At 56.0% G+C, this 19,861-nt stretch carries 18 protein-coding genes; 14 read left to right on the top strand and 4 right to left on the bottom strand.

Features of this window, described 5'->3' with window-relative positions; genetic code table 11:
• Positions 1-308 precede the first annotated feature (308 nt).
• The 6 genes from rhtA to ybiO all read left to right on the top strand — a co-directional run bounded on the left by rhtA (position 309) and on the right by ybiO (position 6,960).
• Positions 309-1,196 (top strand): threonine/homoserine exporter RhtA, encoded by an 888-nt coding sequence (gene rhtA, locus ACMYSK_RS11085; protein ID WP_434643000.1) that lies wholly within the window; start codon positions 309-311, stop codon positions 1,194-1,196.
• A 248-nt stretch (positions 1,197-1,444) separates the two neighbouring features.
• Positions 1,445-1,948, top strand: coding sequence for a DNA starvation/stationary phase protection protein Dps (gene dps / locus ACMYSK_RS11090; protein WP_434643002.1), 504 nt, complete (start codon positions 1,445-1,447; stop codon positions 1,946-1,948).
• A 402-nt stretch (positions 1,949-2,350) separates the two neighbouring features.
• Positions 2,351-3,097 carry a glutamine ABC transporter substrate-binding protein GlnH gene (gene glnH / locus ACMYSK_RS11095; protein WP_434643004.1) on the top strand — a complete coding sequence of 249 codons (747 nt, stop codon included), beginning with the start codon at positions 2,351-2,353 and terminating at the stop codon, positions 3,095-3,097.
• Positions 3,098-3,248: 151 nt separating this feature from the next.
• Positions 3,249-3,908 carry a glutamine ABC transporter permease GlnP gene (gene glnP / locus ACMYSK_RS11100; protein WP_100684049.1) on the top strand — a complete coding sequence of 220 codons (660 nt, stop codon included), beginning with the start codon at positions 3,249-3,251 and terminating at the stop codon, positions 3,906-3,908.
• A complete protein-coding gene (glnQ, locus tag ACMYSK_RS11105) occupies positions 3,905-4,627 on the top strand; it encodes a glutamine ABC transporter ATP-binding protein GlnQ (RefSeq protein WP_434643005.1) in 723 nt (240 codons plus the stop codon). Before glnP ends, glnQ begins: the two co-directional genes overlap by 4 nt.
• Positions 4,628-4,743: 116 nt before the next feature.
• Entirely contained in the window at positions 4,744-6,960 is a 2,217-nt protein-coding gene (gene ybiO / locus ACMYSK_RS11110) for a mechanosensitive channel protein (protein WP_434643007.1), read from the top strand.
• A gap of 68 nt (positions 6,961-7,028) precedes the next feature.
• Here ybiO and rlmF read toward each other — a convergent pair whose 3' ends face one another.
• Positions 7,029-7,943: a 23S rRNA (adenine(1618)-N(6))-methyltransferase RlmF gene (gene rlmF / locus ACMYSK_RS11115; RefSeq protein WP_434643009.1), complete on the bottom strand. Its 915-nt coding sequence runs from the start codon at positions 7,941-7,943 to the stop codon at positions 7,029-7,031.
• Between the two features lie 95 nt (positions 7,944-8,038).
• Between rlmF and ACMYSK_RS11120 the strand changes: the two genes are divergently transcribed.
• The 4 genes from ACMYSK_RS11120 (at position 8,039) to ybiJ (ending at position 10,057) form a co-directional block, all read left to right on the top strand.
• Positions 8,039-8,653 carry a flavin reductase family protein gene (locus ACMYSK_RS11120; protein WP_434643011.1) on the top strand — a complete coding sequence of 205 codons (615 nt, stop codon included), beginning with the start codon at positions 8,039-8,041 and terminating at the stop codon, positions 8,651-8,653.
• 155 nt (positions 8,654-8,808) lie between these two features.
• A complete protein-coding gene (locus ACMYSK_RS11125; protein ID WP_434643013.1) occupies positions 8,809-9,075 on the top strand; it encodes a DUF1471 domain-containing protein in 267 nt (88 codons plus the stop codon).
• 169 nt (positions 9,076-9,244) lie between these two features.
• Positions 9,245-9,511: a DksA/TraR family C4-type zinc finger protein gene (locus ACMYSK_RS11130; RefSeq protein ID WP_434643015.1), complete on the top strand. Its 267-nt coding sequence runs from the start codon at positions 9,245-9,247 to the stop codon at positions 9,509-9,511.
• A gap of 285 nt (positions 9,512-9,796) precedes the next feature.
• Positions 9,797-10,057: a DUF1471 family protein YbiJ gene (ybiJ, locus tag ACMYSK_RS11135; RefSeq protein WP_434643017.1), complete on the top strand. Its 261-nt coding sequence runs from the start codon at positions 9,797-9,799 to the stop codon at positions 10,055-10,057.
• A 130-nt stretch (positions 10,058-10,187) separates the two neighbouring features.
• On the opposite strand, the gene ybiB is transcribed toward ybiJ, so the two are convergent.
• The 3 genes from ybiB to rhlE form a co-directional block, all read right to left on the bottom strand.
• A complete protein-coding gene (ybiB, locus tag ACMYSK_RS11140) occupies positions 10,188-11,156 on the bottom strand; it encodes a DNA-binding protein YbiB (protein WP_434643018.1) in 969 nt (322 codons plus the stop codon).
• A gap of 42 nt (positions 11,157-11,198) precedes the next feature.
• Entirely contained in the window at positions 11,199-13,343 is a 2,145-nt protein-coding gene (gene dinG / locus ACMYSK_RS11145; RefSeq protein ID WP_434643020.1) for an ATP-dependent DNA helicase DinG, read from the bottom strand.
• A gap of 234 nt (positions 13,344-13,577) precedes the next feature.
• Positions 13,578-14,981 (bottom strand): ATP-dependent RNA helicase RhlE, encoded by a 1,404-nt coding sequence (gene rhlE, locus ACMYSK_RS11150; RefSeq protein ID WP_434643022.1) that lies wholly within the window; start codon positions 14,979-14,981, stop codon positions 13,578-13,580.
• 282 nt (positions 14,982-15,263) lie between these two features.
• Between rhlE and cecR the strand changes: the two genes are divergently transcribed.
• The 4 genes from cecR to ACMYSK_RS11170 are packed head-to-tail and all read left to right on the top strand — an operon-like array spanning position 15,264 to position 19,788.
• Positions 15,264-15,941 carry a transcriptional regulator CecR gene (gene cecR, locus ACMYSK_RS11155; protein ID WP_434643024.1) on the top strand — a complete coding sequence of 226 codons (678 nt, stop codon included), beginning with the start codon at positions 15,264-15,266 and terminating at the stop codon, positions 15,939-15,941.
• Positions 15,938-16,933 (top strand): secretion protein HlyD, encoded by a 996-nt coding sequence (gene hlyD, locus ACMYSK_RS11160; RefSeq protein ID WP_434643026.1) that lies wholly within the window; start codon positions 15,938-15,940, stop codon positions 16,931-16,933. The genes cecR and hlyD overlap by 4 nt, the downstream gene beginning before the upstream one ends.
• Complete coding sequence (locus ACMYSK_RS11165) at positions 16,926-18,665, top strand: ATP-binding cassette domain-containing protein (protein ID WP_434643027.1); 1,740 nt, start codon at positions 16,926-16,928, stop codon at positions 18,663-18,665. The genes hlyD and ACMYSK_RS11165 overlap by 8 nt, the downstream gene beginning before the upstream one ends.
• Positions 18,649-19,788: an ABC transporter permease gene (locus ACMYSK_RS11170; RefSeq protein ID WP_434643029.1), complete on the top strand. Its 1,140-nt coding sequence runs from the start codon at positions 18,649-18,651 to the stop codon at positions 19,786-19,788. Before ACMYSK_RS11165 ends, ACMYSK_RS11170 begins: the two co-directional genes overlap by 17 nt.
• The last annotated feature ends 73 nt before the right edge of the window (positions 19,789-19,861 follow it).

Below are 19,861 nucleotides of genomic sequence, written 5' to 3' on the forward strand. Positions count from 1 at the left end.
TCAAAAACTTTCGGGAAACTCTTTTCACTTTACACTGTCTAACATACTTTTTCATGTAACCAAAAGTTTCCACGATTCTGTAACAAACTGGAAAACAACCGTTTTTGGCGAATACCCTGCTATTAAGGCCGATAACCCACCGCACGCGCATCCAGATAATTCCTAATAAACAGAATGTTTTCTCTTCGCATCTCGCCGCATTGTACGCTTCCTGGACGCGTTTTTTTCAACAATAGATAAACCGTAGCCAGGTAATTCATTTACACTGGAACCTTTACCGCATTTGACAAACCCTGACAGGAGAAAGGATGCCCGGCTCGTCCCGCAAAATACCGGCATGGCTGCCGATACTGGTTATTTTAATCGCGATGGTCTCTATCCAGAGCGGCGCATCGTTAGCGAAATCGCTGTTTCCGTTAGTCGGAGCACCCGGCGTTACCGCTCTGCGTCTGGCGTTAGGCACCTTGATTCTGGTGATTGTCTTCAAGCCCTGGCGACTTCGCTTTACCGCAGAGCAGCGCCTGCCGCTCGTCTTATATGGCCTGGCGCTGGGATCAATGAACTACCTCTTTTACTTATCGATTCAGCGTATTCCGCTGGGTATTGCGGTAGCGCTGGAGTTTACCGGGCCGCTGGCGGTTGCGCTATTTGGCTCGCGTCGCCCACTCGACTTTGTCTGGGTTATCCTGGCCGTACTGGGGCTGTGGTTCCTGCTGCCGTTGGGACAGGATGTCGCGCAGATCGATCTCACCGGTGCGCTGCTGGCGCTGGGCGCCGGTGCCTGCTGGGCCGTCTATATCTTGACCGGACAGCGCGCTGGGGAAGAGCACGGCCCGGCAACGGTTGCTATGGGGTCGCTTATTGCCGCCGTGGTCTTTGTCCCGCTGGGGATGCTGCAGGCAACCGACACGTTGTTCCAGTGGTCGCTGCTGCCGCTGGGGCTGGCTATCGCCGTACTCTCTACGGCACTGCCTTACTCGCTGGAGATGATTGCCCTCACCCGCATGCCTACGCGCACATTTGGCACGCTGATGAGCATGGAGCCGGCTCTCGCTGCGCTATCGGGGATGGTGTTTCTGGGTGAGACGCTGACCTCTACGCAAACGCTGGCGCTCGGGGCAATTATTCTCGCATCAATGGGGTCGACGCTGACGATGCGTCGGGAAAGTAAAATCGAAAAAGTGGATATCAACTAGCCACAACATCCGTTCTGCATGGCCGTTGCACGTCGTGCAGAACCGCATTCCCCACGCGGGCTCATGATGCCATTCCACGCGTTTTTCAAAATAGCCAACACCCCTTCGCTATCAAACCGATAGAGACTACCGCCCTCCCCGTCCCCCACTCCATTGCTATACTTAGTCCCATGAGTTACGGGGACAAGCGCTCCATTTGATTCAAATTTGATGTATGACGAGTATAAATATCAAGAGGATATGAAACTATGAGTACCGCAAAACTGGTTAAAACGAAAGCAACAGATCTGCTCTATACCCGCAACGATGTTGCCGACAGCGAGAAGAAAGCCACCGTCGAACTGCTGAATCGCCAGGTGATCCAGTTCATTGACCTGTCGCTGATTACCAAGCAGGCTCACTGGAATATGCGCGGTGCCAATTTTATTGCCGTTCATGAAATGCTGGATGGCTTCCGCACCGCACTGACCGATCATCTCGACACCATGGCAGAACGCGCCGTGCAGCTGGGTGGCGTCGCACTGGGCACGACGCAGGTGATCAACAGCAAAACTCCGTTGAAAAGCTACCCGCTGGATATTCACACCGTTCAGGATCACCTGAAAGAGCTGGCAGACCGCTACGCGATTGTAGCCAATGATGTCCGTAAAGCGATCGGGGAAGCGAAAGACGAAGATACTGCCGATATCTTTACCGCCGCCTCACGCGACCTGGATAAGTTCCTGTGGTTCATCGAAGCCAACATCGCCTAAGACACCACATCACCGTCAGCCTGGCTGGCGGTTTTTTTTCAGATAAACCTGACCTCTCCAGCCCTCTTTTCTTTATCGCCTGAACCGCACCATTATAGTGCGCAACAATGGACAAAATACGCGCTAAAGTAAATCAAATGTAATAATCACCTCACACAATCGTTACAGCAAGATTGTTTTACCATCGGTGTTTGCGTTAAAAATGCTCTTGTTATTCGACGCGCTTATAGCGCACCAAAATGACGCCCCAATATGGTGCAATTGCCGTTCTCTGTACCCTAAATCGTGCAACAGGATAGACTTCGTTTGTTAGAAAACAACAAGTTGTAAAACTGGCACGATTTTTTCATAGGGTTACACGTTCTCGCAGGGGATCGTCCCGTGGATAAAAAAGGAAATGCTATGAAGTCTGTATTTAAAGTTTCACTGGCTGCACTGACCCTGGCTTTTGCGGTTTCTTCTCAGGCCGCTGAAAAACAACTGATTGTTGCGACCGATACGGCGTTTGTTCCGTTTGAATTTAAGCAAGGTGATAAGTATGTCGGTTTTGATGTCGACCTGTGGGACGCCATCGCGAAAGAGCTGAAACTGAACTACACCCTGAAACCGATGGATTTCAGCGGAATCATCCCTGCGCTGCAAACCAAAAACATCGACCTCGCGCTGGCGGGGATCACCATTACTGAAGAACGCAAAAAAGCGATCGAATTCTCCGATGGCTACTATAAGAGCGGTCTGCTGGTGATGGTAAAAGCCGATAACAAAGACATCAAAGACGTGAAGGATCTCAACGGTAAAGTGGTGGCGGTTAAAGGCGGCACCGGTTCCGTTGACTACGCCAAGGCCAATATCAAAACCAAAGACCTGCGCCAGTTCCCGAACATCGACAATGCCTATATGGAACTGGGTACCGGCCGCGCCGATGCCGTTCTGCACGACACACCTAATATCCTCTACTTCATCAAAACTGCCGGTCAGGGCAAGTTCAAAGCCGTAGGGGAATCGCTGGAAGCACAGAGCTACGGTATCGCCTTCCCGAAAGGCAGCGACGAACTGCGTGAAAAAGTGAACGGCGCGCTGAAAACCCTGCGTGAAAACGGCACTTACAACGAAATTTATAAAAAATGGTTCGGTACTGAGCCAAAATAATAATCAGCGTTGATCTCTTACAGGCCTGCTGAGGTCTGATAGCCCGGCTTCGGCGCATGCGCCTTCTGCCGGGCATCACCTCGCCGCAGGCCTGAGTCATTTTTTCTCAGAGGCGCGCCTCTGTTTTTCGACACGGTAACAGGAACGAATTATGCAGTTTGACTGGAGTGCCATCTGGCCCGCCATTCCAATTTTGCTGGAAGGCGCCAAAATGACGCTGTGGATTTCCGTCCTCGGCCTGGCTGGCGGCCTGATAATCGGCCTCGTCGCCGGTTTCGCCCGCTGCTTTGGCGGCTGGATTGCTAACCACGTTGCGTTAGTTTTTATCGAGATCATTCGCGGTACCCCGATCGTGGTTCAGGTCATGTTTATCTACTTCGCCCTGCCTATGGCGTTCAATGACTTACGCATTGATCCATTCTCGGCGGCGGTAGTGACCATCATGATCAACTCCGGCGCCTACATCGCGGAAATCACCCGTGGGGCAGTACTCTCTATCCACAAGGGCTTTCGTGAAGCAGGCCTGGCGCTTGGCCTGTCTCGTCGCGAAACCATCCGCCATGTGATCCTGCCGCTGGCGCTGCGTCGTATGCTGCCACCGCTGGGTAACCAGTGGATCATCAGCATCAAAGATACCTCGCTCTTTATCGTCATCGGCGTCGCCGAACTGACCCGCCAGGGCCAGGAGATTATTGCCGGTAACTTCCGCGCGCTGGAAATCTGGAGCGCCGTTGCCGTGATTTATCTGATCATCACCCTGGTGCTGAGCTTTATTCTGCGTCGTCTTGAAAGAAGGATGAAAATCCTGTGATTGAATTTAAAAATGTTTCCAAACACTTTGGCCCAACCAAGGTGCTGCACGATATCGATCTGAAGATCAACAAAGGCGAAGTTGTGGTGATTATCGGGCCTTCTGGCTCCGGTAAATCCACGCTGCTGCGCTGTATCAACAAGCTGGAAGAGATAACCAGCGGTGAGCTGATTGTTGATGGCCTGAGGGTCAACGATCCAAAAGTCGACGATCGCCTGATTCGTCAGGAAGCCGGCATGGTGTTCCAGCAGTTTTATCTATTCCCGCACCTGACGGCGCTGGAGAACGTAATGTTCGGGCCGCTGCGTGTCCGCGGGGCGAAGAAAGATGCGGCTGAGAAGCTGGCAAAAGATCTGCTGGAAAAAGTAGGCCTGGCCGAACGCGCTCACCACTACCCTTCCGAGCTCTCCGGCGGCCAGCAGCAGCGTGTAGCTATCGCTCGCGCCCTGGCAGTGAAGCCCAAAATGATGCTGTTTGACGAACCCACCTCGGCGCTGGATCCGGAACTGCGCCACGAGGTGCTGAAAGTGATGCAGGATCTGGCCGAAGAAGGAATGACGATGGTGATCGTCACCCACGAAATCGGCTTTGCCGAAAAAGTGGCCTCGCGACTGATCTTTATCGACAAAGGGCGAATCGCAGAAGATGGCGACCCGCAGGTTCTGGTGAAAAACCCGCCGAGCCCGCGCCTGCGCGAGTTCCTGCAGCACGTCGCCTGATATATCCCCCAAGGCTCCCCCAAACGCGGGGGAGCCACTTTCCAGATACATCCCACACCGCTTCTTCCATTTTCAACTTCTATACTTAATAGTTTTGGAATGGAATGGAGGCGCCCGTGCCGTGGATCCTGTTACTGCTTGCAACGCTGTTTACCGCTCCGCTTTCGGCAGCGACGCTGCCCGGCGTCCCCGCCGCAACTACGGAACAGCCCGCCAGCAGTGAGCCAGACCTCGAGAAGAAAAAGGCCGCCTATGCGGCGCTTGCCGACGTGCTGGATAACGATGCTGCACGCAAGGAATTGATTGATCAGCTGCGCTCGGCCACCGCCACACCGCCGCCAGCCAACGCGCCGAAGCTGACTCCACCGGTCGAAAAGGATGAACGCACGGTGCTGGAAAACGTCACTCAGGTTAGCCGCGAATACGGTGAGCGCTTTGCTTCGCGTTTTTCTCAGCTGTGGCGCAATATCACCGCCTCGGCGCACAAACCGTTCCATGCCGACACCTTTCGCAACGCCGCGGGCCACTTCCTGCTGCTGGCCGTGTTGGTCTTCGCCTTCTGGTGGTTGGTGCGGTTGGCCGCGCTGCCGCTGTATCGCAAAATGGGTCAGTGGGGACGGCGTAAAAACCACGATCGCGGCAACTGGCTACAGCTCCCGGCGACCATCGCCGGTGCGTTTATCTTCGATCTGCTCCTGCTGGCGCTGACGCTGTTTGTTGGTCAGATGCTCAGCGATCGGTTTAACGGCGGGAACCGGACCATCGCCTTTCAGCAAAGTTTGTTCCTGAATGCCTTCGCTTTAATTGAGTTCTTTAAAGCCATTTTGCGATTGATTTTCTGCCCACGGGTGGCGGAGCTGCGGCCTTTTAGCCTCAGCGATGAGAGTGCGAAGTACTGGAACCTGCGCCTCAGCGCACTGAGCAGCCTGATAGGCTACGGCCTGATCGTCGCTGTGCCCATTATCTCTAATCAGGTCAACATCCAGGTCGGTGCGCTGGCGAATGTGGTGATTATGCTGTGCATCACCCTGTGGGCGCTGTATCTGATTTTTCATAATAAACCGTTCATTACCCAGGGGCTGCTGCATCTGGCAGACCGTTCTCTGGCCTTCTTTAGCTTGTTTATTCGCGCCTTTGCGCTTATCTGGCACTGGCTGGCCTGCACCTATTTCATCGTGCTGTTTTTCTTTTCTCTCTTTGACCCCGGCAACAGTCTGAAATTTATGATGGGAGCCACGGTGCACAGCCTGGCGATTATCGGCACCACAGCGCTGCTCTCCGGCATTTTGTCGCGTTGGATAGCCAAGACCATCACCTTGTCACCGCAAACTCAGCGCAACTATCCTGAGCTACAAAAACGGCTGAACGGCTGGATCTCGGTCTCACTGAAGGTGGCGCGAATTTTAGTGGTCTGCGTGGCGATTATGCTGCTACTGAGCGCCTGGGGGCTGTTTGATTTCTGGAACTGGGTGCAAAACGGCGCCGGGCAAAAAGCGATAGATGTCCTGATTCGCATCGCGCTGATCCTGTTCTTCTCCGCCATCGGCTGGACGCTGCTCGCCAGCCTGATTGAAAACCGTCTGGCCTCGGACATTCACGGCCGTCCGCTGCCTGGCGCCCGTGCCCGTACCCTGCTGACGCTATTCCGCAACGCTCTGGCGGTGATCATCAGTACCATCACGGCGATGATTTTGCTGTCTGAAGTGGGGGTGAATATTGCCCCGCTGCTGGCCGGTGCTGGCGCGCTGGGGCTGGCCATTTCGTTCGGCGCCCAGACGCTGGTGAAAGATATTATCACCGGTATTTTTATCCAGTTTGAAAACGGGATGAATACCGGCGATCTGGTGACCATCGGTCCCTTGACCGGCACCGTGGAACAGATGTCGATCCGCTCCGTCGGCGTGCGCCAGGATACCGGTGCTTACCACATTATTCCGTGGTCCTCGATAACCACCTTCGCCAACTTCGTACGCGGCATCGGTTCGGTGGTGGCCAACTACGATGTCGACAGACAGGAAGATCTGGATAAAGCGGGACAGGCGCTGAAAGAAGCCGTTGCCGACGTGATGGCACAGGAGGACATTCGGGGACTGGTGATTGGTGAGCCGTCATTTGCCGGGCTTGTTGGCCTGAGCAATACGGCATTTACTCTGCGGGTCACCTTCACGACTCTGCCGCTGAAACAGTGGACGGTTCGTTTTGCTCTCGACACCCAGGTCAAGAAACACTTCGACCTCGCCGGGGTACGGGCCCCGGTACAAACCTACCAGGTACTGCCGGCACCTGTACCAGGCGCCGCACCGCCAGCGGCCCCCGCAGAACCAACGCTATAGCTTCAGATGCCGAAGTGGATGCACCGGGCGATTCGGGCCACCCGGCGCGTATCACCGCGAGATAGCGGTTACAGCGGGCGACGGCGTTTGGCTTCATCCATAAAGGTCCAGGCGATAAAGCGGCTCTGCTTCTGCCCCTGGGACATCTCTTTTTTCACGACCTTTACCGCACCGACATCGGTCAGCGCACGATAAAGCGGCGGCAGATTGTCGCCGCGCGATACCAGGGAGGTGAACCACTTCACCTGACGACCAAACTGCTGGCTTTCACGGATCATCTGAGAAATGAACGCCACCTCACCACCTTCACACCACAGCTCCTGCTGCTGGCCACCGAAGTTCATGACGCTATCCGCGCCCAGCCCCAGGTTACGACGCTTACGCTCGCCACCGGCCTGTGCGCTGGCGGCGGAATCGTGGAACGGCGGGTTACACAGCGTCGCGTCAAAGCACTCATTCTTATGAATAATGCCGGTAAAGATGGCGCCGCTCTCTTTCTGCCGACGCAGACGAATCTGGCGGCTGAGCCCAGGGTTTGCGTTGATGATTGCCTGGGCGCTGGCAATGGCTTCCGGGCTAATTTCGCTGCCGGTAAAACGCCAGCCGTACTCATGCACACCGATCAGCGGATAGATCAAGTTCGCGCCTGCGCCGACATCCAGGATGCTGGCATTTTCAGGGATAGTACCGGTATCCAGCGCCAGCAGGTCGGCCAGGTGGTGGATATAATCCGCTCTGCCCGGCACCGGTGGGCATAAGAAACCGTCCGGAATATCCCAGTGTTTCACCGCGTAAAAGTGTGCCAGCAGCGCCTTATTCAGCGCCTTCACCGCCAGCGGATTAGCAAAATCGATGGTCTGCTCACCCACCGGATTTAGGGTGATAAAGCCTTGCAGCTCAGGGTGAGCCTCGCATAGCACGGGCAAATCATAACGTTGATGATGACGGTTACGCGGGTGTAACCCCGGTTTCTGGGCTTTCATGGCAATCTCCTTTGAACAGCCGCGTAAGATACCCGTTGACGGCGGCGCGGTAAATAAGGGAGTCTGGATATCTCCTATTCGGTTACGGGTATTCTATGTATTTCTATCAACCTTCACAGGGACATGGCCTGCCGCACGACCCGCTAAACGCGATTATCGGGCCACGCCCTATCGGCTGGATAGCCTCTCTGGACGCCGCCGGGCAGCGCAACCTTGCCCCCTATAGTTTCTTCAACTGCTTCAACTATCGACCACCGATTATCGGTTTTGCCAGCAGTGGATGGAAAGACAGTGTACAGAATATTGTCGAAACCAAAGAATTTGTCTGGAATCTGGCCACCCGTCCTCTGGCGGAAGCCATGAACGAAACCTCCGCCAGCATTCCGCGCAACGAGGATGAGTTTACCCGCGCCGGGCTGACCCCCGCAGCCAGCCGCATCGTCGCAGTCCCTCGGGTTGCGGAAAGCCCGGTAAACTTTGAATGCCGGCTGTCGCAATGCATTCGCCTGACCACCGCCGATGGCGACGCTGTCGACAGCTGGCTGGTGTTGGGCGAAGTGGTAGCGGTGCATATCGATGAATCGTTACTGGAAAATGGCGTTTATCAGACCGCCAGGGCCAGACCGATTCTCCGCGCCGGCGGGCCGAGCGCCTATTACACTATCGATGAAAGCCTGCGTTTCGACCTGATCCGCCCGGACGCCCGCTAAGCCGTTTATTCTGCCGCCCGGCCCGTAGAAAGCACCTGGTCGGGCCGCCGTTTATTCAAAAAAGATGTTGTTTGTCTTCAGTTTTTTACCCTGTTTATCCTGCGACAACGGCCTAAACTTAAAGTATGTCCCATGCGGTTAATGAGGATATGCTCATGAAAAGAAATCTGCTGTTACTCACCACTATCGCGCTTGCCGCCGTCTCTTTTATTGTCCAGGCCGAGATATCACCTCCCCCGTCCGTCGTCGAGAGCGGTCCGTTACGCCCGGCAGGCACCGTCTCCGCTTCCGGCGCCAGCAACCTGGATGACCTGCAGGCAAAACTGGCGGAAAAAGCACATGAAAAAGGGGCAATAGCCTGGCGAATCAACTCCGCCGGCGGGGCAAATAAAATGTCAGGCACTGCGATTATCTATAAATAATCGCATGCTTAGCAGGCCGGGTCCCGAGTCTTCGGCCCTGTGACAAGAGATCCCGGCCAGTCCACAGGAGATTCTGCTGCGCGAGCGGCCAGAGCGGGATCCCTTGCCTGACCCTTTTTTACCCCCATATTCTCTATACTGACAAATAAGCAACGTGAGGAGGTACACCATGGCATCCGGATGGGCTAACGACGGTGCGGTTCAGGATCAGATCGACAGCACCATTGACGACGCCGTCGCGCGGGCGAGAAAGGCGCTGCCGAGTGGAGAGAGCAACAAATTTTGTGATGAATGCGGAGAGCCCATTCCAGAGGCCCGACGCAAAGCGATTCCTGGAGGGAGATACTGCGTAACCTGCCAGCAGAATAAAGATTTACATAACAATACATTTTCAGGATATAATCGGCGCGGCTCGAAGGATAGCCAGCTGCGCTGACTTTCCTTTACCGTTCATTACCGCAGAACGCATTATCTTTTCGCGCACGTTTTTTGGCGAAAAAAGTGGCAATATGTGCCCTGAAAGCGTTCTTCATCCCCGCTACCCCTTTTCGTTCATCGCATCACGAAATAATTTATTAATATTCAATAAATTAATAATCATTCAAAAAAATCGATGAAGACTGTGAATTTCCTTCGATTTTATCTCTCGCAAAAAAACGTGATACTTATCACATCGACGGAACATCGTCCCCCTGACAAAATAACCTGCGAGAGATTAACTATGAAAACCATTAAATATGCTGCCGCTGCTATTGCCCTTACTACTCTGTCCTTTGGCGCTTTCGCCGCTCAGCCAGTTAGCCCGTCTCAGGCTGAAGGCATGAACAAAATCGGCGTAGTGTCTGCTGAAGGCGCAACGACTCTGGATGGTCTGGAAGCAAAACTGGCTGCGAAAGCGGAAGCCGCTGGCGCGACTGGTTACAGCATCACCTCCGCTAACACCAACAACAAAGTTAGCGGTACCGCGGTTATCTATAAATAATCGCTGCACGACCTGTATTAACCCTGTAAGACCCTTTAATACCCTTGTTTTGCCCGTCCGCGCCACCGGACGGGCTTTTTTTTGTGCATCGCTTGTTGGCACGGGTGTCTTTATTCGGTAGTACGGGTGACTACCAGTGCTCCGCAACCCTGGCCAGCCCCTGCTCCAGAGTCGCAACCTCACCGGTCGCCACCAGACAGCAGGCCAGCTGAATTCTCAGCGATGATGGTAGCGGCTCGCTTCCTGCCATGCAGCGCTCAATCCAACGTGCGGTGACCTGAGGATCTTTTGATTCCGGCAGCACAGCGCCCTCTTCCGATATATCGCTTTGCCGCTCATGCAGCACCCGCGTCCCCGTCGTATCAATCAGGCTTATCTGCGGACAGCGCTGAGGGTTGGCATACACTTCACCTTCCGTCCCGTGCATTAGCAGCGCCCGCCCACCGATCTCGACAAAGAATTTTGCCACCTTGCCCACGTATTCCGGGTGAGAAACGCTTGATAAGCGCAGCGCCGCATCTTCAGCAAATGGCGTCGCCAGCTTTGCCAGAGTATGCGCACTGTTGCGCACTCCCATACGCCAGCGCAGGGCAAGCTGTTTTTCCAGCGGTGGGCAGAGCGCCCCGACCGGAATATACACCGGCTCGTGGCCGTCCAGCCGTGCCTGGGCCTGGCCCGCATGCCGGGTTGCCGGGATCCCCATTAGCTCGAAAATCGTTTCGGTCAGCACCCGGGTAGGATCGTGGCTGACGCCGTGCACCACCACCGGAAAGCCAAGCTTATGCAGTAAAACGGCTAACAGCGGCGTCAGATTAGCCTGCTTACGCGCACCGTTATAGCTGGGGATCACAATCGGCATCGGTCTGGCGACAGGCGGCGTCAGGCGCAGGGTTTTCTGCTGCATGGCTTCATAGAAGCCTTTCATCTCCGCTTCGCCTTCGCCCTTGATACGCAGGGCGATTAAAATCCCGCCCAGCTCCAGTTCAGCGACCTCGCCGTCAAGCATCCGCAAGTAAAGCGCGCGGGCAGTATCCACATCCAGGTCACGCGCGTGATTTTTCCCGCGCCCGACTTCTTTAATGATCTTGCTGTAGTCCATCGAAGACTCCTGTTAGCTGCTCACATCGTCGACATTGCACCGTTAACGCCGTTTGCGCCGCGTCTGCTTTGCTTTCGTTTTGACGATAACCTCTGGGACGGCAGGCTGTTCTATTGGAAAAACGGGCAATGCATTCAGTAGACGCTTGCCATAATTTTTGGTCAACAAACGCTTGTCATAAATAACCACTTCGCCCCAGCAGCTATGGCTGCGGATCAGGCGTCCGACCTGCTGAATCAGATTGAAGGAGGCGCTTGGCAAACTTTGTACCTCAAAAGGGTAGCGATTCAGGCTCTTCAGCCATTCGCCTTCGGTGATCACCACCGGACTGTCGATGGGCGGGAAGGCGATTTTATGAATGTGTACCTGGCTGAGCAGCTCGCCTTTTAGATCCAGGCCCTCAGCAAATGACTGTAGACCCACCAACACGCTGCGTTCACCGCCTTCAACGCGCTTGCGGTGCAGTTCCACCAGCCGGTAGCGCGGTTTATCCCCCTGTACCAGCAACAGCAGACGCAGGTCGGTGACGTGTTCCAGAAAACGTTGCATCGCCCGCCCGCTGGCGAACAGTACCAGCATCCCGAGGTGCTTTTTGCTCTCGACCTGCTCGCGAAAATAAGCCGCCATTTCGGCAATATGCTGCTCTTCGTTATCGATCAGCGGCTCGTAGTGCATCTGCGGGATAATAATTTTGCCCTGCTCAACATGGTTGAAGGGGGAATCCAGCGCGACAAAACGATCGCCGGCCTTTTCTTTCAACCCGCTCATCTCCTGCAAGCGCGCAAAGCTGTTCAATGAGCGCAAAGTGGCGGAGGTGACGACAATATGCGGCACGCTTCGCCACAGCAGCCTTTCCAGCTGATCGCTGACGCGAATGCCAACGCAGTGAAACCAGATATGCGCCTGGCCATCACGTACATCGCGCGTCGCCCATTTGGTGACCGGCGCCCCCGAAGACTGCGCCAGCGACGCCAGCCGCCACAGCTTACTCTGACTTTCGAACATCCCCAGCGCACGATTCATTTGTAGCAAAACCCGGTGCAGGCGCACAACATCGTGGCTGCCGGTTTTTTCCCCGAGATCGTTAAGAAAAAGCTCAGCCAGCCCGCGCAACATTTCGGTGAGTTTTGCCAGGCGCTGGCAGATATCCATGACCTCCTGCGGCAGTTCCCCCATCGGAAAACGATGCTCAGCTTCCTGGCCGGCAGGCATATACAGGTTAAGGATATTGTTCAGCGAGGCAATCAGCTCATACAGCTCCTCGCAGTGGCTGGTCAGACGCTCTGGATTGGCCAGTGGGGGCGTGGTTTTCGGCCGGAACTGCTCCATACATGTCGCCACCAACTTGCTGAACAGATCCAGCTGTAGCCGGTACCACGGAGCCGTAATTTCCGCGCTCATTTCCAGCGCGTCCCGGGCGACTTCCGGCAGATGATGGCCTTCATCGAGCACCAGCAGCAGGTTTTTCGGCTCCGGCAGTACGGCCTCGCTCTCCATGGCCGCCATCACCAGCGCATGGTTGGCTACCACGACTTCTGCTTCCTGAATTTCTCGCCGGGCAACAAAGAAGGGGCATTCGCGGTAGTAGTGGCAGTTGCGGTTCAGGCAGCTGGCTTTGTCGGTGCTCAGGCGGCCCCATAGCGCATCATCGATAGATTTATCGGTGTGATCGCGCAGACCGTCCCAGCGGTAGCTGTCGAGGTCGGCTTTCAGCGTCGCGCACAGCTTCTGCTCGGCCTGATTATTCGGGGTGAGATCGTCATCGAGAAATGCCAACAGGTCCTGCTGCGTCGGGTCGGTACTGGCCAATGCCGTCAGATTGCGTGGGCAAACGTAGCGCCCGCGACCAAACGCGGCGGTAAAGCGCAGATCAGGAATAATTTTGCGCAGCAGCGGCAGATCTTTGCTGTAGATCTGATCCTGCAATGCAACGTTGGCGGTACTCACCACCAGGGTTTTCTGCTCCTCACGAGCAATGGCAATACCGGGGATCAGATAGGACAGCGTTTTCCCGACGCCGGTGGGCGCCTCAATGGCAAGGTGTCGGCCTTCTTCTCCGGCAAGCGTTTTCGCCACATCGGCAATCATCTGCCGCTGTGGAGGACGGGGAATAAAGTCCGGAATCTGTTCCTGAAGCGCCTTATACCAGGCGGCGATTTGCGCTTTTAGCGCAGCGGTCAATGCCATGAGAAAACCTGAATACTGTATAAACAGCCACTATTGTGCCATTTTTTGCCTGACAGGAGGTATGCCTTTCTGAGCAATGTGGAATGATGCTCGGGATATGTCAATGTACCGGTCTGGGATCACAGGGCACGCAAGAGAGGAACCCGGATAGCGGCATTCACGCCGTCTCCGGGTTGCGTTGCATAATCCAGGCAAAACCTGTTGTCCGGATTATGCAAATGTGGCGGGGTGCGGTTACTCAGCGGCCGCTGGTTTACGCGGGCGACGGCGACGCTGTTGCTCGCCGGCCGGTTTCGCATCGCCGATGCGGCGTGAAGGTTTGGCAGCGGCCTTCGGCGCTTCACCGTCGTTACGACGCGGTGCGGACTGCTGGCTGCGGCCCTGGCCTTGGCCTTGAGCACTTCGCCCTTGCCCCTGACCGCTGCGGCCCTGGCTCTGGCCACGACCGCCGCCGCTGCGCTGCTGGCGACCGTTTTGAATCGGTTCTGCTCTGATCGACGGATCCGGTGCATAGCCGGCAACGGCAATGCGCGGAATCTCTTTTTTCAGCAGACGTTCGATATCATGCAGCAGTTTATGCTCGTCAACGCAGACCAGCGACAGCGCCTCGCCGGTGGCAGCAGCGCGGCCGGTACGGCCAATACGGTGAACATAATCTTCTGGCACATTCGGCAGCTCGTAGTTCACTACGTGCGGCAGTTCTTCGATATCCAGACCGCGCGCGGCGATATCGGTCGCCACCAGTACGCGAATGGCGCCGGATTTAAAGTCAGCTAATGCACGAGTACGTGCGCCCTGGCTCTTGTTACCATGAATGGCTGCGCTGCGGATACCGTCTTTATTCAGCTGTTCGGCCAAATGGTTGGCACCGTGTTTAGTGCGGGTAAAGACCAGCACCTGCTGCCAGTTACCTTCACCGATCATCTGCGACAGCAGTTCCCGTTTGCGTTTCTTATCAACGAAATGAACGTGCTGCGTCACCTGCTCGGAGGCGGTGTTGCGGCGAGCCACTTCGATTTCCAGCGGGTTATGCAGCAGCTTTTCCGCCAGAGATTTAATTTCGTCAGAGAAGGTCGCTGAGAACAGCAGGTTCTGGCGTTTCGCCGGAAGCTTCGCCAGTACGCGGCGAATATCATGAATAAAGCCCATATCCAGCATGCGATCGGCTTCATCAAGCACCAGAATTTCGACTTTATCCAGGCTAACGGCGTTCTGATGCTCAAGGTCCAGCAGGCGCCCAGGGGTTGCCACCAGAACATCAACGCCGCTACGCAGCTTCATCATTTGTGGGTTAATGCTTACCCCACCAAAGACGACCAGCGAGCGAATATTCAGGTACTTGCTGTAATCGCGAACGTTTTCGCCGATCTGCGCCGCCAGCTCACGCGTTGGCGTGAGGATCAGCGCGCGCACCTGGCGACGGCCTTTGGCATGCGGCTCTTTCTGAATCAGATGCTGCAGGAGCGGCAGCGTAAAGCCTGCCGTTTTGCCGGTGCCGGTCTGGGCGCTGGCCATCAGATCGCGTCCCTGCAACACCGCAGGGATAGCCTGCTGCTGAATTGGGGTTGGCTCAAGGTAACCCTGCTCGGCGACAGCGCGCAGGATATCAGGGTTCAGGCCAAGGGAATCAAAAGACATAACAACTCCAAACCGCCCCGGCCCATGACAGGCGTAGTTTTCGGGGAGATTATTGCAAAAGAGATGGCAAAAACCACAATGCCATGAAGGGGCGCAGTCTAGCAGGTTTTGTGACGCAGCGCATAAAATATCCCCTCGGGGTTTTTCCGCCGGATAATCCTCGCGACGTGCGTCATTCAGCGCCTGAAGTGGAAAACGCTAAAGAGAGTATCCGCCATTCTGGACAGTTTCGCGAATTAGACATACTCTTAATCAATCGATTGATTAATTTTCTCTGCCGCGATGATCACATCCCCTGTTACGACCAAAGGCGAACAAGCCAAAAGCCAGCTGATTGCCGCAGCCATCGCCCAGTTTGGCGAATACGGCCAGCACGCTACCACCCGCGATATTGCCGCGCAGGCCGGGCAAAATATCGCCGCGATCCCCTACTATTTTGGTTCTAAAGACTCGCTGTATCTTGCCTGCGCACAGTGGATTGCCGACTTTATCAGCCATAATTTCCGCCCGCACGCAGAAGCGGCTGAAGCGCTCCTCGCCACGCCGTCACCGGATAAAGCCGAGATTCGGGTGCTTATCCTGCGGGCGTGCCAGAACATGATTTTGCTGCTGACTCAGGATGACACGGTAAATCTCAGCAAATTCATCTCTCGCGAACAGCTTTCTCCTACCCCGGCCTATCAGCTCATCCACGGCCAGGTTATCGCACCGCTGCACCGCTACCTGACCCGCTTAATCGCCGCGTTTACCGGCCTTGATGCCGATGACACGCAAATGATTCTGCACACCCATGCGCTGCTGGGCGAGATTCTCGCGTTCCGCCTTGGGCGGGAAACCATTTTGCTGCGTACCGGATGGGCGCAGTTCGACGAAGAAAAAACCGAGCAAATTTATCAGGTTATTGCCTGCCATATTGATTTCGTTCTGCAAGGGTTATCGCAAAGGAGCCAGGGATTATGAAAAAACCCGTCATCATCGTTCTGTTAGTACTGCTGCTGATTGCCGCACTCGGCGGCGGCTGGTGGTGGTATCAAAGCAGCCAGCAGAGGGAGCTGACCCTGTATGGCAACGTCGATATTCGCACCGTGAATATGAGCTTTCGCGTCGGCGGGCGCCTGGCATCGCTGAACGTTGATGAGGGCGATAAGATTCAGGCCGGACAAACGCTAGGCCAGCTGGATCGTGCCCCGTACGAAAACGCCTTACAGCAGGCCCAGGCGAATGTCTCCACTGCCCAGGCGCAGTATGATCTGATGATGGCCGGCTATCGGGCGGAAGAAATAGCCCAGGCCGCCGCCGCCGTCAAACAGGCGCAGGCCGCTTACGACTATGCGCAGAACTTCTATCAGCGCCAGCTGGGGCTGCGTCAGAGTAGCGCCATCTCGGTTAACGACCTGGAAAATGCCCGCTCCTCCCGCGACCAGGCTCAGGCGACGCTGAAATCCGCCCAGGATAAACTGCGCCAGTATCGCGCCGGCAACCGCCCGCAGGAAATCGCCCAGGCCAAAGCCAGCCTTGAACAGGCGCAGGCGGCCCTGGCGCAGGCCAAACTTGACCTGCACGATACCACCCTTATCGCGCCGTCAGATGGCACGCTAATGACCCGCGCCGTCGAGCCGGGCAGCATGCTCAGCGCCGGTGGCACGGTCATGACGCTGTCGTTGACCCATCCGGTCTGGGTACGCGCCTATATTGACGAAAAAAATCTCGGCCAGGCGATGCCCGGACGGGAGGTCCTGCTGTACACCGATAGCCGCCCTGACCAGCCGTGGCACGGTAAGATTGGTTTTGTGTCACCCAGCGCCGAATTTACGCCGAAGACCGTAGAGACACCGGACTTGCGTACCGATCTCGTCTATCGCCTGCGTATCATTGTCACCGATGCGGATGACACGCTGCGCCAGGGGATGCCGGTGACGATCACTTTCAGCAGCGGGAACGGACATGAGTGAGGACGTTATCACGCTCAGCGGCCTGACCCGCCGGTTCGCCGGTATGGACCGGCCCGCCGTGGCGCCGCTCAACTGCACTATCCGCTCCGGCTATGTTACCGGCCTGGTAGGACCCGATGGCGCGGGAAAAACCACTTTGATGCGTATGCTCGCCGGGTTACTGAAGGCCGATGACGGTACCGCCAGCGTGATCGGTTTCGACCCGATTACCGATGACAGTGCCCTGCATGCGGTGCTCGGCTATATGCCGCAAAAATTCGGCCTGTATGAAGACCTGACGGTGATGGAAAACCTCACGCTGTATGCCGATCTGCGCAGCGTTACCGGCGAGACACGCAGAAAAACCTTCGCCCGTCTGCTGGAATTTACCTCCCTCGGCCCCTTCACCGACAGGATGGCGGGGAAGCTTTCCGGCGGGATGAAGCAGAAACTGGGCCTTGCCTGTACTCTGGTGGGCGAGCCAAAAGTGCTGCTGCTCGATGAGCCCGGCGTCGGTGTTGACCCGATATCCCGCCGTGAGCTGTGGCAAATGGTGCACGAACTGGCCGGGGATGGAATGCTGATCCTCTGGAGCACCTCTTACCTTGATGAAGCGGAGCAGTGCCGCGACGTGCTGCTGATGAACGAAGGCCAGTTGCTGTACCAGGGCGAGCCGAAAGCGTTGACCCAAACCATGGCCGGGCGCAGTTTTCTGGTCTCCAGCCATGAGGAGAATAACCGCCGCCTTCTGCAACGAGCGCTGAAGCTGCCGCAAATCAGCGATGGCGTTATTCAGGGAAAATCGGTACGTCTGATCCTCCAAAAAGAGGCCACCATTGAGGAAGTGCAGCGCAACAGCAGCATGCCCGCGTTAGAGATAGCCGAAACTGCTCCGCGCTTTGAAGATGCGTTTATCGATTTGCTGGGTGGTGCCGCCACTGCGGAATCGCCGCTGGGCGAGATTATTCATCGCGTTGAGGGCTCGGCCGATGAAACGGTGATTGAAGCGCAAAGCCTGACCAAAAAATTCGGTGACTTCGCCGCCACCGACCACGTCGATTTCAGCGTTAAACGTGGTGAGATTTTCGGCCTGCTCGGCCCTAACGGAGCGGGAAAATCCACCACCTTTAAAATGATGTGCGGCCTGCTGGTTCCGACCTCCGGCAAGGCGCTGGTGCTGGGGATGGATCTGAAAGTCAGCTCAGGGAAAGCGCGCCAGCACCTCGGCTACATGGCGCAAAAGTTTTCGCTGTACGGCAACCTGACCGTTGAGCAAAACCTGCGCTTCTTCTCCGGCGTTTACGGCCTGCGTGGCCGGGTTCAGAATGAGAAAATCGCCCGTATGAGCGACGCATTTGGTCTGAAAAACATCGCCAGCCATGCAGCCGATGAGCTCCCGCTGGGCTACAAGCAGCGCCTGGCATTAGCCTGCTCGCTGATGCATGAGCCCGATATCCTGTTTCTCGATGAGCCGACCTCCGGCGTTGACCCCCTCACCCGCCGCGAGTTCTGGCTGCATATTAATAGCATGGTGGATAAAGGGGTGACGGTGATGGTAACGACCCACTTTATGGACGAGGCCGAATATTGCGATCGCATTGGTCTGGTTTATCACGGCAAGCTGATCGCCAGCGGCACGCCGGATGCGCTAAAGGCGCAGGCGGCGAATGAGCAACAGCCCGATCCCACAATGGAGCAGGCGTTTATCACTCTGATTCATGACTGGGATAAGGAGAATGCCGGTGAGCGCTAAAGTTCTGTCATGGCGGCGCGTGCGCGCCTTATGCGTCAAAGAGACGCGGCAGATCGTCCGCGACCCCAGCAGTTGGCTGATTGCGGTAGTGATCCCTCTGCTGCTGCTGTTTATCTTCGGCTACGGGATCAACCTCGACTCCAGCAAGCTAAAAGTCGGCGTACTGCTGGAGCAGCAAAGCGAAGAAGCGCTGGACTTCGTCCACACGATGACCGGTTCCCCCTATATTGACGCGACCGTCAGTGACAATCGTCAGCAACTGATTGAAATGATGCAGGCCGGGCGCATCCGCGGGCTGGTAGTGATCCCGGTAGATTTCGACCAGAAGATGGCGCGCCCCGGCGATGACGCCCCCATCCAGCTGATAACCGACGGCAGCGAACCGAATACCGCCAACTTTGCCCAGGGCTACGTAGAGGGTATCTGGCAAATCTGGCAGCAGCAGCGTGCGGAAGATCGCGGTGAAACCTTCGAACCGCTGATTGATGTGCAGATGCGCTACTGGTTTAACCCGGCGGCCATCAGCCAGCACTTTATTATTCCCGGTGCCATTACCATCATTATGACGGTGGTCGGTGCCATTCTGACCTCGCTGGTGGTGGCCCGCGAATGGGAGCGCGGGACCATGGAGGCTCTGCTGTCGACCGAAATCACCCGCGCAGAGCTGCTGTTGTGTAAGCTGATCCCCTACTATTTCCTTGGCATGCTGGCGATGCTGCTGTGCATGCTGGTGGCGGTGTTTATCCTCGGCGTACCGTTTCGTGGTTCGCTGGTGATTTTGTTTTTTATTACCAGCCTGTTTTTACTTAGCACCCTGGGGATGGGGCTGCTCATTTCGACCATCACGCGTAACCAGTTCAACGCCGCGCAGGTCGCACTGAACGCCGCCTTTCTGCCCTCGATCATGCTTTCCGGGTTTATTTTCCAGATCGACAGCATGCCAGCGGTGATCCGCGCGGTGACCTACGTCATCCCGGCGCGCTATTTCGTCAGTACCCTGCAAAGCCTGTTCCTCGCCGGTAATATTCCGGTGGTGCTGCTGGTAAATACGCTGTTTTTAATTGCCTCGGCGGTAATGTTTATCGGCCTGACCTGGCTGAAGACAAAGCGTCGACTGGATTAATTCTGGCGCTCGTATTGTGCCCGACGACGCGACGCTTGCCGGGCCTACGGGCCGTGTAGTTCGGGTAAGCGCA

The sequence above is a fragment of the Klebsiella sp. I138 genome (genome assembly GCF_051131765.1).
Lineage (GTDB): Bacteria > Pseudomonadota > Gammaproteobacteria > Enterobacterales > Enterobacteriaceae > Klebsiella.

Bases quoted from the DNA above. Each gene is read 5' to 3' on its own strand.
- rhtA (WP_434643000.1), top strand. From the start codon at position 309: ATGCCCGGCTCGTCCCGCAAAATACCGGCATGGCTGCCGATACTGGTT.
- dps (WP_434643002.1), top strand. From the start codon at position 1,445: ATGAGTACCGCAAAACTGGTTAAAACGAAAGCAACAGATCTGCTCTAT.
- glnH (WP_434643004.1), top strand. From the start codon at position 2,351: ATGAAGTCTGTATTTAAAGTTTCACTGGCTGCACTGACCCTGGCTTTT.
- glnP (WP_100684049.1), top strand. From the start codon at position 3,249: ATGCAGTTTGACTGGAGTGCCATCTGGCCCGCCATTCCAATTTTGCTG.
- rlmF (WP_434643009.1), bottom strand. From the start codon at position 7,943: ATGAAAGCCCAGAAACCGGGGTTACACCCGCGTAACCGTCATCATCAA.
- ACMYSK_RS11120 (WP_434643011.1), top strand. From the start codon at position 8,039: ATGTATTTCTATCAACCTTCACAGGGACATGGCCTGCCGCACGACCCG.
- ACMYSK_RS11125 (WP_434643013.1), top strand. From the start codon at position 8,809: ATGAAAAGAAATCTGCTGTTACTCACCACTATCGCGCTTGCCGCCGTC.
- ACMYSK_RS11130 (WP_434643015.1), top strand. From the start codon at position 9,245: ATGGCATCCGGATGGGCTAACGACGGTGCGGTTCAGGATCAGATCGAC.
- ybiJ (WP_434643017.1), top strand. From the start codon at position 9,797: ATGAAAACCATTAAATATGCTGCCGCTGCTATTGCCCTTACTACTCTG.
- ybiB (WP_434643018.1), bottom strand. From the start codon at position 11,156: ATGGACTACAGCAAGATCATTAAAGAAGTCGGGCGCGGGAAAAATCAC.
- dinG (WP_434643020.1), bottom strand. From the start codon at position 13,343: ATGGCATTGACCGCTGCGCTAAAAGCGCAAATCGCCGCCTGGTATAAG.
- rhlE (WP_434643022.1), bottom strand. From the start codon at position 14,981: ATGTCTTTTGATTCCCTTGGCCTGAACCCTGATATCCTGCGCGCTGTC.
- cecR (WP_434643024.1), top strand. From the start codon at position 15,264: ATGATCACATCCCCTGTTACGACCAAAGGCGAACAAGCCAAAAGCCAG.
- hlyD (WP_434643026.1), top strand. From the start codon at position 15,938: ATGAAAAAACCCGTCATCATCGTTCTGTTAGTACTGCTGCTGATTGCC.
- ACMYSK_RS11165 (WP_434643027.1), top strand. From the start codon at position 16,926: ATGAGTGAGGACGTTATCACGCTCAGCGGCCTGACCCGCCGGTTCGCC.
- ACMYSK_RS11170 (WP_434643029.1), top strand. From the start codon at position 18,649: ATGCCGGTGAGCGCTAAAGTTCTGTCATGGCGGCGCGTGCGCGCCTTA.